Raw genomic sequence first — 14,143 nt, 5'->3', positions numbered from 1 at the left:
GGTTCTAGTGGTTGTCGCAACACCCCAGTTCAAGGGGTGCGATGGACTTCCAGATCCGAGCGGACCGGACACCGCAGGGGCGTAAGAAGTTGTCCCGGGAGCGGGAGGCATACTCCCGGCTCGTGCGGCAGGGATACAGCAACACCGAAGCGTGCCGGATTGTCGGCATCGATGAGCGGACCGGTCGGAAGTGGCGCAACGGCCGCTCCGGGGAACGCAACCGGAAGCCGGTACCACCGATCAATCTGGTGGTGCCGGCTTCCGGTCCGTCCCGATACCTGAGCGAGGACGAGCGGATCCACATCGCGGACCGGCTGCGGGAGAAGGCCACGGTACGGGCGATCGCCGCGGAGCTGGGCCGAAGTCCGTCCACGGTCAGCCGGGAGATCCGCCGCAACCGCACCGACGGCACACGCGGCCAGTGGCACTACCGCCCGCACGCCGCCCAGGCCCGCGCCGACGCCCGCCGTCCCCGCCCCAAGCCCCGCAAGATCCTCCGGAACCCCGAGCTGCGGGACGCCGTCCAGACGATGCTGGACGAGAAGTGGAGCCCGGAGCAGATATGCCACGCTCTGCGGACACAGTTCCCCCAGCGGCCGGAGATGCACGTGGTCCACGAGACCGTCTATCAGGCACTTTATGTCCAGGGCAGGGGTCAGCTGCGGCGCGAGCTGGCCGGCGCCCTGCGCTCCGGGCGGGCCCGCCGCAGACCCCAGCGGCAGGCGAACTGCCGCCAGCCGCGTTTCACCACCCCGATGGTGATGATCAGCGAACGGCCCGCCGAGGTGGAGGACCGGGCCGTTCCCGGCCACTGGGAGGGCGACCTGATCATCGGCAAGGACGGCAGGTCCGCGATCGGCACCCTGGTCGAACGCGCCACCCGCTACGTCATGCTCCTGCACCTGCCCGGCGACCACGGAGCCGAGGCCGTCCTGACTGCCCTGACCGCCACCGTCCAGACCCTGCCCGCCCAGCTGATGCGGTCCCTGACCTGGGACCAGGGCAGCGAGATGGCCCGCCACGCGCAGTTCACCCTCGCCACCGACATCCCGGTCTACTTCTGCGACCCCGCCAGCCCCTGGCAGCGCGGCTCGAACGAGAACACCAACGGCCTGCTGCGGCAGTACTTCCCCAAAGGCACCGACCTGTCCGTCCACGACCCCGAGCACCTGGCCGCCGTCGCCGACCAGCTCAACCGCCGCCCACGCAAAACGCTCGGCTGGGAAACCCCGGCCGAGCGCCTGCATAAACTACTCGCGGCCTGACCAACACGACCACGTGTTGCGACGACCCCTAGAAACCGCCCCTCGTCCACGGCCCCTATCGCCGTGAGGACCTGCCGGGCCGCCGCCATCGCCCCGGTCGGCGGCGCGTCGAGGAGCGCGAGTCCGGCTGCCGACGGGTCGCCCCAGCAGGCGACCCGCAGGGCGAAGTCGGCCAGGTCGGCGACCTTGATCTCGGGCGCGGGGAACCGGGCGAGCCGCGCGTCCTCCGCCGGGGACCAGCAGCGGTACACTGTTCCGAAGCCCTCACGTCCGGCCCGGCCCGCGCGCTGGGTCGCGACGGCGACCGACACCGGCACCGTGGCCAGCGAGCCGAGACCCCGCGCATGGTCCGTGCGCGGCTCCCGGGACAGCCCGGAGTCCACCACGATCCGCACTCCCGGCACCGTCAGGCTCGACTCCGCCACCGAGGTCGCCAGGACCACCCGGCGCCGCCCGCCCGGTTCGGTTCCCCGCAGCACCGCGTCCTGCACCGCAGCCGGTGCCCGCCCGTGCAGCTGCAGCACCTCGGCGTCCAGGTCCGCGAGCAGCCCCGCCGTCCGGGCGATCTCCCCGGTGCCGGGCAGGAAGCACAGCAGATCGCCCTCGTGCCGCTCCAGGGCCTCCCGGACGGTGGCGGCGACATGGCGCAGCAGCGCGGGATCCACCCAGGTGCCGTGCGCCGGCCGCACACCGGACGGTGGCGGCGCGAAGTGGATGGCCGAGCCGTGGATCCTGCCCTCGGCCCGCACGACCGGAGCCGGGCCGCCGCTGCCGTCCAGGACCGTCAGCAGCTCGGCCCACGCCTCCGCGTCGCTCGTCGCCGACGCGGCGATCAGCTTCAGCTCCGGCCGCAGCGTCGCCCGCACGTCCACCAGGAACGCCAGCGCCGTGTCCGCGTCCAGATGCCGCTCGTGGCACTCGTCGAGCAGCACCACGTCCGCACCAGACAGCTCAGGGTCGCGCTGCAGCCGCTGGAGCAGCACTCCCGTGGTCACCACCTCGACCCGGGTCGACGGACCGGCCCGCCGCTCGCCGCGCACGGAGAAGCCGACGGCCCCGCCGATCTCCTCGCCCAGCAGCCAGGCCATCCGCCGGGCCGCCGCCCGCACCGCCATCCGGCGCGGCTCGGCCACCAGCACCCGCCGCTCCGGCCCGTCCCCTATGAGTCCCGCGAGCGCGAGCGGGACCAGCGTGGTCTTGCCGGTCCCGGGCGGGGCGTGCAGCACCGCCGTGCCGCGCTCCTCGAGCGCGGTCAGCAGCTCGGGCACGGCATGACGGACGGGAAGCAGGTCGAGTGCGTCGTTTCGGATCACGTGGCAAGTCTCGTACGGCGGACCGACCGGCTGCCTCCGGTTGTCCACAGGGCCCGCCGATTCGTACGACTTATCGCGTGATCGCGGCCTGGCCGACCCGCCGGACTCAGTCGTCCGCCCGCTCGCACACGAAGATCGCCGTGCCGGGGATCAGATTGCCGCGCAGCGGAGACCAGCCGCCCCACTCCTGGCTGTTCCAGGCAGGCCACTCCGGCTCCACCAGGTCCACCAGCCGGAAACCGCCGGCCACCACGTCCCGCACCCGGTCCCCGATCGTCCGGTGGTGCTCGACGTAGACCGCGCGTCCCCGCTCGTCCTGCTCCACGTACGGCGTCCGGTCGAAGTACGAGGCCGCGACCGAGAGTCCCTCGGGCCCGGGCTCGTCCGGGAAGGCCCAGCGGATCGGGTGCGTCACCGAGAAGACCCACCGCCCGCCCGGCCGCAGCACCCGGCGCACCTCGCGGAAGACCCGTACCGGATCCGCCACGAACGGCACCGCGCCGTACGCCGAGCACGCCAGGTCGAAGCTGCCGTCGCGGAACGGCAGCGCCCCCGCGTCCGCCTCCACCAGCGGCACGTCGCCGCCGATCCGCAGCGCGTGCTGCAGCTGGCGGTGCGAGAGGTCCAGGGCCACCGGCCGGGCGCCCTGCGCGGCCAGCCAGCGCGAGCACTGCGCCGCGCCCGCGCCGATCTCCAGCACGGCGCGGCCCTTGAGCGAAGCGGCCGGGCCGAGCAGCCCGGCCTCCGCCTCGTCCAGTCCCTCCGGACCCCACACGAACCGGTCGTCCCCGAGGAACGCCCCGTGCTCGCTCTGGTACTCGTCGGCGTTGCGGTCCCACCAGCCCCGGCTCGCCCGGCTGCTCTCCGCGTCCCCGGCGTCACGCCGGGTCGCCTCCGCCTCGTCCTCGAGCCCGCCGGGGCCGTCTTCCTGTCCGTACTCTTGGTTCATCTCGCCCGTCGATGTAGTTTGCGCTCAGAACCGCGAGCGGGTACGCGTCGCGGCTCGCCCGTGGCCGAAATGGCCTGGGCCGACACGAGTTGTGCCGGATATGCGGCGATCCGCCCCGGGTGTGCGCTTCGCGCATTGACCCTGTCCGGCCGCCCCCGTATGCTAAAGGTTGCGCTGCGGGCCTGCGCGCCTCAGACGGAGCAGGTCGCGCTCGCATCTGTTGTATGTCCCCTCGGTTCTCGAGGCGCCACCCTTCACCGGGCCAGGTGCTTCCTTTGCTGTCCGGCTTCTTCAGCTGCGATACGGGCTCTCGGCGTAGCAGTACCTACGACTTCATGTCCGTACCGGAGCCCTTTCCCACATGACGAGCAGCACCGAGACCACCGCCACCACCCCGCAGGTTGCGGTCAACGACATCGGTAACGAGGAAGCCTTCCTCGCCGCGATCGACGAGACGATCAAGTACTTCAACGACGGCGACATCGTCGACGGCGTCATCGTGAAGGTCGACCGGGACGAGGTCCTGCTCGACATCGGTTACAAGACCGAAGGTGTCATCCCGAGCCGCGAGCTCTCGATCAAGCACGACGTCGACCCGAACGAGGTCGTCAAGGTCGGCGACGAGATCGAGGCCCTGGTTCTCCAGAAGGAGGACAAGGAAGGCCGCCTGATCCTCTCGAAGAAGCGCGCCCAGTACGAGCGTGCCTGGGGCACCATCGAGAAGATCAAGGAAGAGGACGGCATCGTCACCGGTACCGTCATCGAGGTCGTCAAGGGTGGTCTCATCCTCGACATCGGCCTCCGCGGCTTCCTCCCGGCCTCCCTGGTCGAGATGCGTCGCGTCCGCGACCTCCAGCCCTACGTGGGCAAGGAGCTCGAGGCGAAGATCATCGAGCTGGACAAGAACCGCAACAACGTGGTCCTGTCCCGCCGCGCCTGGCTCGAGCAGACCCAGTCCGAGGTCCGCCAGACCTTCCTCACGACCCTCCAGAAGGGTCAGGTCCGCTCCGGCGTCGTGTCCTCGATCGTCAACTTCGGTGCCTTCGTGGACCTGGGTGGCGTCGACGGTCTGGTTCACGTCTCCGAGCTGTCCTGGAAGCACATCGACCACCCGTCCGAGGTCGTCGAGGTCGGCCAGGAGGTCACCGTCGAGGTTCTCGACGTGGACATGGACCGCGAGCGCGTCTCCCTGTCGCTGAAGGCGACCCAGGAGGACCCGTGGCAGCAGTTCGCCCGTACCCACCAGATCGGCCAGGTCGTTCCGGGTAAGGTCACCAAGCTGGTTCCGTTCGGTGCGTTCGTCCGCGTGGACGAGGGCATCGAGGGTCTGGTCCACATCTCCGAGCTGGCCGAGCGCCACGTGGAGATCCCGGAGCAGGTCGTCCAGGTCAACGACGAGATCTTCGTCAAGGTCATCGACATCGACCTCGAGCGTCGTCGCATCAGCCTCTCGCTGAAGCAGGCCAACGAGTCCTTCGGTGCCGACCCGGCCTCGGTCGAGTTCGACCCGACCCTGTACGGCATGGCCGCGTCCTACGACGACCAGGGCAACTACATCTACCCCGAGGGCTTCGACCCCGAGACCAACGACTGGCTGCCGGGCTACGAGGCCCAGCGCGAGGCGTGGGAGACCCAGTACGCCGAGGCGCAGCAGCGCTTCGAGCAGCACCAGGCTCAGGTCATCAAGTCCCGCGAGGCCGACGAGGCCGCCGCTGCCGAGGGTGGCGCCGCCGCTCAGACCGCGGCCGCTGCGACCGGTGGCTCCTACTCCTCGGAGTCGGACGACAACTCCGGCGCCCTGGCGTCGGACGAGGCCCTCGCCGCCCTGCGCGAGAAGCTGGCCGGCGGCCAGAGCTGAATCCGGCTCACCGCTGAGCTCCAGTAAGTAGTCAGCGTCGAGGCCCGTCTCCCTCCGGGGAGGCGGGCCTCGGTCGTTTCCGCACCGCGCCACGGCCAAGGCGCCGCCTTCGGCCACTCGGCCACTCGGCCGCTCGGCCGCTCGGCCCCTCGGCCCCTCGGCCGTTCGACCGTTCACCGTCTTCCGCCGCGGACCCGGGAATGGCCCCGCACCGACCGGCGTTGTCTCAAGGAGAACGCGAGGAGGAGCGGAAACCGTGCTTGATCCCCAGGACGTGTACGAATGGGACCCGAAGGGGCTGGCCGTCGTCGACATGGCCCTGGCCCAGGAGTCGGCCGGGCTGGTCATGCTCTACCACTTCGACGGCTACATCGACGCAGGTGAGACCGGTGAGCAGATCGTCACCCGCCTGCTCGACACCCTGCCCCACCAGGTCGTCGCCCGCTTCGACCACGACCGGCTCGTGGACTACCGCGCCCGCCGCCCCCTGCTGACCTTCCGCCGTGACCGCTGGACCTCGTACGAGACGCCCGCGATCGAGGTGCGCATCGTCCAGGACGCCACCGGAGCCCCCTTCCTCGTCCTGTCCGGTCCCGAACCGGACGTCGAGTGGGAGCGCTTCGCCGCCGCCGTGCGCCAGATCGTCGAGCGGCTGGGCGTCCGGCTCGCCGTCAACTTCCACGGCATCCCCATGGGAGTCCCGCACACCCGCCCCGTCGGGCTCACCCCGCACGGAAGCCGCACGGACCTCGTGCCCGGCCACCGCAGCCCCTTCGACGAGGCCCAGGTGCCCGGCAGCGCCGAGTCCCTCATCGAGTTCCGCCTCACCGAGGCCGGACACGACACCCTCGGCGTCGCCGCCCACGTCCCGCACTACGTGGCCCGCTCGCCCTACCCGGACGCCGCCCTCACCACCCTCGAGGCGATCACCGCCGCCACCGGCCTGGTCCTGCCCGGCGTCGCGCACGCGCTGCGCACCGAGGCCCGGCGGACCCAGACCGAGATCGACCGCCAGATCGGCGAGGGCGACGAGGAGCTGATCGCGCTCGTGCAGGGCCTGGAGCACCAGTACGACGCGATGGCGGGCGCCGAGACCCGCGGCAGCCTGGTCGCCGAGCCCGTCGAGCTGCCCTCCGCCGACGAGCTCGGCCGCGAGTTCGAGCGCTTCCTCGCCGAACGGGAGGGCGACGCCTAGCCGCCGCGCGGCGGGATCTAAGCTGCCGCTCATGCTGAAGGTGGGTCTGACCGGCGGTATCGGCGCCGGCAAGAGCGAAGTGTCCCGGCTGTTCGTGTCGTACGGGGCCGTCCTGATCGACGCCGACCGGATCGCCCGCGAGGTCGTGGAGCCCGGCACCCCCGGGCTCCGGGCCGTCGTCGCCGAGTTCGGCGACGGCATCCTCACCGCCGAGGGCGCCCTCGACCGGCCCGCGCTCGGCGCGATCGTCTTCAACGACCCCGAGCGGCTCGCCGCCCTCAACGCGATCGTCCACCCGCTCGTCGGCGCCCGCTCCGCCGAGCTCGAAGGCCTCGCGGGCCCCGGCGACGTCGTCGTCCACGACGTACCCCTGCTCACCGAGAACGGCCTCGCCCCGCTCTACGACCTGGTCGTCGTCGTGGACGCCTCGCCCGAGACCCAGCTCGACCGGCTCGTACGGTTCCGCGGCATGACCGAGCCCGAAGCCCGTGCCCGCATGTCCGCCCAGGCCACCCGCGCCCAGCGGCGGGCCGTCGCCGATCTCGTGATCGACAACGACGGCCCCCTGGAGGCGCTGGAGCCGCAGGTCCGCACGGTGTGGGAGGAGCTCAGGCAACGCGCCGCGGACGCTTCCTGACTCCGGGACGCCTCCGGGGCAATCCGAGCGCTCCGAGACGTTCAGGGCGCTCCGAGACGCTCCGGGGCGCAAGACCCGTGGGACTGGGTAGGGATGATCCTCGCAAGGGCCCGCCACAGCCGGTCCCGACGGAATACGGCCACCGTGCCCGCTGTTGAACCGCCGGAGCGAGGGGAAGGAATCCACCGTGGCCGAGAGCACCCCGGAGACCCATGTCATCGACTTCCGCGCCGCCGAGCAGCTGCTGGCCGCGCGGGACCCGAGAGGCGCCGTCAAACTCCTGGACTCGGTGATCGCCGCCCACCCCGAGAACACCGCCGCGCGACTCCTGCGCGCCCGCGCCTTCTTCGCCGCCGCCCAACTGCGATCGGCCGAGCTCGAGTTCGGCCTGGTCCTGGAGAGAGAACCGGACAACGCGTTCGCGCACTTCGCGCTCGCCCGCACCTTCGAGCGCTCCGGCCGCTCCGACCAGGCCGTGCGCCACTTCCGCCTCGCCGCCGCGCTGGACCCCAAGCCGGAGTACCTGGAAGCGGCCCGCTTCGGCCCCGCGGACGGGCCGGGCCTGCCCGGGGGCGGATCCGGGCCGGGGTCACCGGACAGACCATAGGTCCACCCGTCAGGCGACCGTCGTCCTGCCCCTTCCGTCATCCCCGGCCTCTCCTACGGCCTGTCTCCCACGGCCTGTCTCCTAGGGCCTCTTCGGCGGCTCCTCGCCGGCGCCGCCCGGACCGCCCCAGCGGCCCCGTCCGCCGTGATCGGGCTCGTACGGCGGGATGTCACGCCCCGGCTGCCAGTGCGGGCCCTGCCGTATGTGGCGCGTGACCAGCGTCAGGTCGACGGCCGCCACCACGAAGAGCACCGCGCACGCGGCCGCCCAGCCGGGCCGCTCTACCAGAGAGAACATCACCGTTCCGAAGGCCGCCCACAACACGCCCCACAGACTGAGCCAGAACCGCAGCCGCAGCGCACTGCGCGCGGTCGCCGGTTCACTCCCCGTTCGCATCACTCGCACCTCCCGGGTGAGGTGTCCCACCGGGCACATCCGGCACCTACCCGTCGCACACGATCCGAAAGCACGCCGCCACCGAGCCGAGAGGACGCGACAGGACATGGGCACATCGCCGAACCCGCACCGCAAGCGCTACGGACACGACGGGAGCGGCCCCGGGCCGATCACCCCGGACGGCTGTGCCGTCGATCTCTACCGGCGGCTCTCGGTCGGCACGGAACCCGAGGTGATCGCGGCGGCGCTGCCGGCCGGCGCCTCGCTCCTCGAACTCGGCAGCGGCGCCGGCCGGGTCACCGCACCGCTGGCCGCACGCGGCTTCGCGGTGACGGCCGTGGACGAGTCCGCGGAGATGCTGGCCGTCGTCGGCGAGCGAGTTCCGGGCGTCGAGACCGTGCTCAGCCCCATCGAGGACCTGCGACTGGACCGTCGCTTCGACGCGGTCGTGCTCGGCTCGTTCCTCGTGCACACCGCCGACCCCCGCACCCGGCAGGGGTTCCTGGAGACCTGCCGCCGCCATGTGACGGACGACGGCCACGTCCTCGTCCAGCGCGAGGGCGCGGACTACCACGACGCCGTGCCGCGGGAGAGGCACGACCCGGCCGGGTACACCGTGCGGATCGTGTCGTGCGATCCGGTCGGCGACGGCGTCGACCGGGTGCTGTGCGAGTACGTCTTCCCGGACGCGCGCTGGACCCAGACCTTCCTGTCCCGGAGGCTCACCACGGCGGACTTCGAAGAGCACCTCCGCGAGGCCGGACTCGTCGTCGAGCGTTACCTGACCGACGACGGCATCTGGGTCCTGGCCCGGCCCGCAGGGAACGGCTGAGGCCCGCGGAGGAACGGCTGAGGCATGGCTGAGACACGGAGGAACGGGCGAGGTCCCCAGAGGAACGGCCTCCGGGCCCGGCGGCGCTCAGTGCCCGACGGTGCTCAGTGCCCGACGGTGCTCAGTGCACGACGGTGTAGCTGCGCCACGGCAGGGTGTCCGGCGCGATCTCGTCACCGGTGTTGCTCGCCACGTAGGTGGAATCCTTGCCCTTGCAGTCGCGCGTCCGGTACAGCACGAGGTCGACCAGCGTCGAGTTCTCGATCTTCGTGGCGCCCGCCGGTGCCAGTCGGTGGCAGCCGTTCACGGAAGGGCTGGTCACCCTCACCCCGACCTCGCGCCCGGTCTCGTACGAGATCGTGCCCACCGCGCTGCGGCCGAGGCCCGAGCAACCCGCGACCGCGAGCGAGAGCAGGGCGGCCCCGGTGGCGATGGTGAGACGCCGGTGAAGGGACATGGCGGGATTCCTCGTCTGTCGGGAGGCGGCCGAAGCCTGTTCCCCGCCACCCTGCCGCCTCCCCGTCCGGGTGTCATGTTCTGTTGGGCCGCCCGGGGGAACCGCCGGGTGAGGCCGTTGTCAGACCTCACCCGTAAGGTCGGAAGTCCAGTCGGAACCGTCGCGGACCGGGAGGTGAGCAGCGCCGTGACACAAGCAGTGACGCCGGCGGTGACGCCGGCGACGACGCCGGGGGTGACGTCGGCGGCGGCAGGCTCGGTGGCCCCGGCCGCGGCACCCCGGGTCTTCCCCGGCGCCGCCGCCGTCTTCCTGCCCGCGGCCCTGCCCCGGGACGGCCGCGTCGCCTTCTGGGCGCCCGACGGCGGCACCCTCCCGGTCCTGCCCGCCCCGCCCACTCCGCTCGCTCCGTCGGCCGGGCGTCCCGGCGCGGACGACGGAACCGGCCTGCCGGCCACCGCCGAGCCGGGCGAGCTCACCGTGGTGCGGCGCCACGGCGCGGGGGCCCGTGCCCGGACCGTGCCCGCCGTGCTGCTGCCCGTCGCCGACGCCCTGCCCCACCTCGTCGCCGCCCGCCACCACCCCGCGGCGCACCCCGCGACCGCCTGCTGGGGAGCCGCCGCCCTCCACGCCCTGCACCTGGTCGCCCGCGGGCGGCTGCTGCCCGGACTCACCGCCGACGACCACGACGCCTGGCGCGCCGGGCCGCTCGACGCCGACGACATCGCCCATCTACGGGCGGTCGCGGCCGCCATGCCGTACGAGGCCCACGCGACGCCCGTGCCCGGACCGGGACCCCTCCGGCTGCCCGAGCCCGAGGCACTGGTCCGCGCCTTCCTCGACGCCGTGGCCGACACCCTGCCCCGCACACCGGCCGCGCCGCACGCGGCCGGAGCGCCGTTCGCCGCGCGTGAGCCGAGCCGGCTGCCGCACGCGCGTGCCTGGGCGGCGGAGGCCGCCGCCGGCATGGACGCCGGCGTCCGGATCTCGCTCCGGCTCGACCTGTCCCCGTTCGAACTCTTCGACGCGTCCACGGAAACGGACGCGGACGCCGCCGGGACGGGCGAGGCGCGGCAGGCCGCCGCGGCCCTCCTCCAGGTGCACAGCCTCGCCGACCCCACCCTCGTCATCGACGCCGCCGCCCTCTGGGCAGGCGAGGGCGACGAGCACTTCGGGCCGCGCGCCAGGGTCGACGCCGTCCTCGCCCTGCGCCGGGCGGCACGCGTCTGGGCGCCGCTCGGCCGCCTCCTCGAGCGTGGCGTGCCCGACGTCCTGTCCGTGACCGAGGACGAGCTGTACGAGCTGCTCGGCCCGGCCGCCGCCCGGCTCTCCGACGCCGGTGTCGCCGTCCACTGGCCCCGCGACCTCGCGCGCGCCCTCACCGCCTCCGCCGTCGTCCGGCCCGACCGCGCCGCGCCCGGCTCGGCCACCGACGGCACCGCCTTCTTCGACAGCACGGAGCTGCTGCGGTTCGACTGGCAGCTCGCGCTCGACGGCGACCCGCTCACCGCCCGCGAGATGGACGCCCTCGCCGAGGCCCACCGGCCCGTGGTCCGGCTGCGCGACCAGTGGGTGGTCGTCGACCCCGATCTCGTGCGCAAGGCCCGCAAGCGCGAACTCGGCCTGCTCCAGCCGGTCGACGCCCTCGCCGTCGCCCTCACCGGCACCGCCGACGTCGACGGCCGGACCGTGCCCGCCGTCCCCGTCGGCGCCCTGGCCACCCTGAGGGACCGGCTCCTCGCCGGCCCCGAGGACGTGCCGCCGCCGCCCGGCCTCGACGCCACCCTGCGCGACTACCAGCTCCGCGGGCTGGCCTGGCTCGACCTCATGACCTCGCTCGGACTCGGCGGCTGCCTCGCCGACGACATGGGCCTCGGCAAGACCGTCACCCTCATCGCCCTCCATCTGCGCCGCGCCCGCTCCGCGCCGACCCTGGTCGTCTGCCCGGCCTCGCTCCTCGGCAACTGGCAGCGCGAGATCGAGCGCTTCGCCCCCGGCGTCCCCGTCCGCCGCTACCACGGCACCGACCGCTCCCTCGAAGGACTCGACGGCGGGTTCGTCCTCACCACCTACGGCACCCTGCGCACCAGCGCGCCCCGACTCGCCGAGCAGGAATGGGGCATGGTCGTCGCCGACGAGGCCCAGCACGTCAAGAACCCCTTCTCGGCGACCGCCAAGGCCCTGCGCACCGTGCCCGCTCCCGCCCGGGTCGCCCTCACCGGAACGCCCGTGGAGAACAACCTCTCCGAGCTGTGGGCGCTCCTCGACTGGACCACGCCCGGTCTCCTCGGCCCCCTGAAGGCCTTCCGCTCGCGGCACGCCCGCGCCGTGGAGAACGGCGAGGAGATCGAGAACGAGGAGGCGGTCGAGCGCCTGGCCCGGCTCGTCCGGCCGTTCCTGCTGCGGCGCCGCAAGTCCGACCCCGGCATCGTCCCCGAGCTGCCGCCGAAGACCGAGTCCGACCACCCCGTCGCCCTCACCCGCGAACAGGCCTCGCTCTACGAGGCGGTGGTGCGCGAGACGATGGCGCACATCGAGGGCGCCGAGGGCATCGCCCGGCGCGGACTCGTCATGAAACTGCTGACCTCGCTCAAGCAGATCTGCGACCACCCCGCGCTCTTCCTCAAGGAGCGGCCCGCGCCGGGCTCCGCCGCCCGCGCCACGGCCCGCGGTGTGCGGCTCGCCGGCCGCTCGGGCAAGCTCGCCCTGCTCGACGAACTCCTCGACACGATCCTCGCCGAGGACGGCTCCGTCCTCGTCTTCACCCAGTACGTGTCGATGGCACGGCTCCTCGCCGACCACCTCGCGGCCCGCGGCATCGCCACCCAGCTCCTGCACGGCGGCACGCCCGTCACCGAGCGCGAGCGGATGGTCGACCGCTTCCAGGCCGGCGAGGTCCCCGTCTTCCTGCTCTCCCTGAAGGCCGCAGGCACCGGCCTCAACCTGACGCGGGCCGGTCATGTCGTGCACTACGACCGCTGGTGGAACCCCGCCGTCGAGGAGCAGGCCACCGACCGTGCCTACCGGATCGGCCAGACCCAGCCGGTCCAGGTCCACCGGCTGATCGCCGAGGGCACCGTCGAGGACCGGATCGCCGAGATGCTGCGCGCCAAGCAGGCCCTCGCCGACGCCGTTCTCGGCACCGGCGAGGCCGCCCTCACCGAGCTCACCGACCGCGAGCTGGCCGACCTGGTGTCCCTGAGGAGGCCCGCATGAACCCCGACGCCTCCCTCCCGCCGGACGCCTCCCGCCCCGCCGACGGGCCCCGCCGGCCCGGTCGGCCGCGGCCGTCCCGCCTGCGCGCGGGCGGGGCCCGGGGGGCGCTGCCCCGCCACGACGACCGGCGGAGGAGCTTCCCCCAGCTCGCCCCGCACGAGACCCCGGACGGGAGGTTCGCCGCCAGCTGGTGGGGCAACGCGTGGGTGGACGCCCTGGAGGACACCGCGCTCGACCCGGCCCGCCTCGCGCGCGGCAGGGCCTACGCCCAGCGCGGACACGTCGACGCGATCACCGTCACGCCCGGCCGGGTCGTCGCCTACGTGCACGGCAGCCGCCCCCGGCCGTACCGCGCGGAGATCCGGCTGCGGACCCTCGGCGACGAGGACTGGGAGCGCTTCCTCGACGAGGCCACCGCACGCCCCGAGCACATCGCCGCGCTCCTGGACAAGGACGTCCCGCACGCCCTGGAGGCCGTCACCGGACTCCTGCCCGCCCCCGGCGACCTCGTCCCCGACTGCACCTGCCCCGACGACGGCTACCCCTGCAAACACGCCGCCGCCCTCTGTTACCAGTCCGCCCGCCTCCTCGACGAGGACCCCTTCGTCCTGTTCCTGATGCGCGGCCGGGGCGAACAGGAACTCCTCGCCGAGCTCACCCGGCGCAACGCGGCGCGCTCCGCCGCCGAGGGCGCCACAGCCGCGGCGGCTTCCCCGGCCCTCCCCACCGTTCCCGCGCGCTCCGTGCTCGCCGCGGCCGGCGGCCATGCCCTGCCGCCGCTGCCCCCGCCGCTGCCCGCGCCCGCGCGGCCCGGCCGCCCCGCCGTGTTCCCCGCCGACCCCGACGCCCCCGACCCGCTCGCGCTCGACCTCCTCGCCGGAGAGGCCGCCGCCCGCGCCCACACGTTCCTCGCCACCGGGCACGACCCCGTCGCCGTCCTCACCCCCTGGCAGGACGCGGTACGGCTGGCCGCCGCGCACCCCGGTTCCGGCCTCACCGCCTCCACCCGCGCCCTCTACCGCGACCTCGCCCACGCGCTCGACCGCACGCCCACGGACCTGTCCCGCGCGGTCGCCGCCTGGCGCCAGGGCGGCCCGGCCGGGCTCGCCGTCCTGGAGGAGGCATGGGACCCGCCCGCCGGTCCCTTCGACCGGGCGAGACCCGCCCTGCTCGCCGCCGACCTGCCGGCCTTCCGCCCCTGGCGCAACCGGCTGTCCACCCGCTCCCTCCAACTCCGCTTCGGCCGCGACGGACTCTGGTACGGCTACGAGTCGGACGCCGACCGCGAGGACTGGTGGCCGCGCGGCACCCCCGACACCGACCCCGTCGGCGTGATCACCGACCTGCTCGGGAGGTGACGGCAGCACCGACCGGTCCCGGGCGGCGCGGAGCGGCGCCTCCGCGCGCTGCGCCATGCGGGT

The 14,143-nt window shown here is 73.5% G+C and carries 11 protein-coding genes and 1 pseudogene; 8 read left to right on the top strand and 4 right to left on the bottom strand.

What is annotated here, in order from left to right; all coding sequences use genetic code 11:
• Window positions 1-41: 41 nt before the first annotated feature.
• Window positions 42-1,265, top strand: a complete 1,224-nt coding sequence (locus ESG85_RS18705; protein WP_128977433.1) for an IS30 family transposase — start codon at window positions 42-44, stop codon at window positions 1,263-1,265.
• A 41-nt stretch (window positions 1,266-1,306) separates the two neighbouring features.
• On the opposite strand, the pseudogene ESG85_RS18700 reads toward ESG85_RS18705, so the two are convergent.
• Both ESG85_RS18700 and ESG85_RS18695 read right to left on the bottom strand, forming a co-directional pair.
• Window positions 1,307-2,578, bottom strand: a pseudogene (locus tag ESG85_RS18700) (helicase-related protein); the annotation flags it as partial.
• 106 nt (window positions 2,579-2,684) lie between these two features.
• The gene (locus tag ESG85_RS18695) at window positions 2,685-3,527 is read right to left on the bottom strand and encodes a class I SAM-dependent methyltransferase (protein ID WP_128980701.1); all 843 of its coding nucleotides are present in this window, start codon (window positions 3,525-3,527) and stop codon (window positions 2,685-2,687) included.
• Window positions 3,528-3,888: 361 nt separating this feature from the next.
• On the opposite strand from ESG85_RS18695, the gene rpsA reads away from it, so the two are divergent.
• The 4 genes from rpsA to ESG85_RS18675 all read left to right on the top strand — a co-directional run bounded on the left by rpsA (window position 3,889) and on the right by ESG85_RS18675 (window position 7,824).
• Complete coding sequence (rpsA, locus tag ESG85_RS18690) at window positions 3,889-5,385, top strand: 30S ribosomal protein S1 (RefSeq protein WP_128980699.1); 1,497 nt, start codon at window positions 3,889-3,891, stop codon at window positions 5,383-5,385.
• 256 nt (window positions 5,386-5,641) lie between these two features.
• Window positions 5,642-6,580: a PAC2 family protein gene (locus ESG85_RS18685; protein WP_128980697.1), complete on the top strand. Its 939-nt coding sequence runs from the start codon at window positions 5,642-5,644 to the stop codon at window positions 6,578-6,580.
• A 31-nt stretch (window positions 6,581-6,611) separates the two neighbouring features.
• Window positions 6,612-7,217 carry a dephospho-CoA kinase gene (coaE, locus tag ESG85_RS18680; RefSeq protein WP_128980695.1) on the top strand — a complete coding sequence of 202 codons (606 nt, stop codon included), beginning with the start codon at window positions 6,612-6,614 and terminating at the stop codon, window positions 7,215-7,217.
• Between the two features lie 187 nt (window positions 7,218-7,404).
• Complete coding sequence (locus ESG85_RS18675) at window positions 7,405-7,824, top strand: tetratricopeptide repeat protein (RefSeq protein ID WP_128980693.1); 420 nt, start codon at window positions 7,405-7,407, stop codon at window positions 7,822-7,824.
• A gap of 81 nt (window positions 7,825-7,905) precedes the next feature.
• Here the strand turns inward: ESG85_RS18675 and ESG85_RS18670 are convergent, their stop codons facing one another.
• Window positions 7,906-8,220 carry a DUF6343 family protein gene (locus ESG85_RS18670; RefSeq protein ID WP_128980691.1) on the bottom strand — a complete coding sequence of 105 codons (315 nt, stop codon included), beginning with the start codon at window positions 8,218-8,220 and terminating at the stop codon, window positions 7,906-7,908.
• A 106-nt stretch (window positions 8,221-8,326) separates the two neighbouring features.
• On the opposite strand from ESG85_RS18670, the gene ESG85_RS18665 reads away from it, so the two are divergent.
• The gene (locus ESG85_RS18665; RefSeq protein WP_128980688.1) at window positions 8,327-9,052 is read left to right on the top strand and encodes a class I SAM-dependent methyltransferase; all 726 of its coding nucleotides are present in this window, start codon (window positions 8,327-8,329) and stop codon (window positions 9,050-9,052) included.
• Between the two features lie 121 nt (window positions 9,053-9,173).
• On the opposite strand, the gene ESG85_RS18660 is transcribed toward ESG85_RS18665, so the two are convergent.
• Window positions 9,174-9,509, bottom strand: a complete 336-nt coding sequence (locus ESG85_RS18660; protein WP_128980686.1) for a hypothetical protein — start codon at window positions 9,507-9,509, stop codon at window positions 9,174-9,176.
• 258 nt (window positions 9,510-9,767) lie between these two features.
• On the opposite strand from ESG85_RS18660, the gene ESG85_RS18655 reads away from it, so the two are divergent.
• Both ESG85_RS18655 and ESG85_RS18650 read left to right on the top strand, forming a co-directional pair.
• Window positions 9,768-12,722 (top strand): DEAD/DEAH box helicase, encoded by a 2,955-nt coding sequence (locus ESG85_RS18655; RefSeq protein ID WP_164986267.1) that lies wholly within the window; start codon window positions 9,768-9,770, stop codon window positions 12,720-12,722.
• The gene (locus ESG85_RS18650; protein WP_128980684.1) at window positions 12,719-14,080 is read left to right on the top strand and encodes an SWIM zinc finger family protein; all 1,362 of its coding nucleotides are present in this window, start codon (window positions 12,719-12,721) and stop codon (window positions 14,078-14,080) included. The genes ESG85_RS18655 and ESG85_RS18650 overlap by 4 nt, the downstream gene beginning before the upstream one ends.
• Window positions 14,081-14,143 lie beyond the last annotated feature (63 nt).

The sequence above is a fragment of the Streptomyces roseicoloratus genome (genome assembly GCF_004117935.1).
GTDB lineage: Bacteria > Actinomycetota > Actinomycetes > Streptomycetales > Streptomycetaceae > Streptomyces > Streptomyces roseicoloratus.
This window is presented reverse-complemented; position numbering and strand designations above follow the sequence as displayed.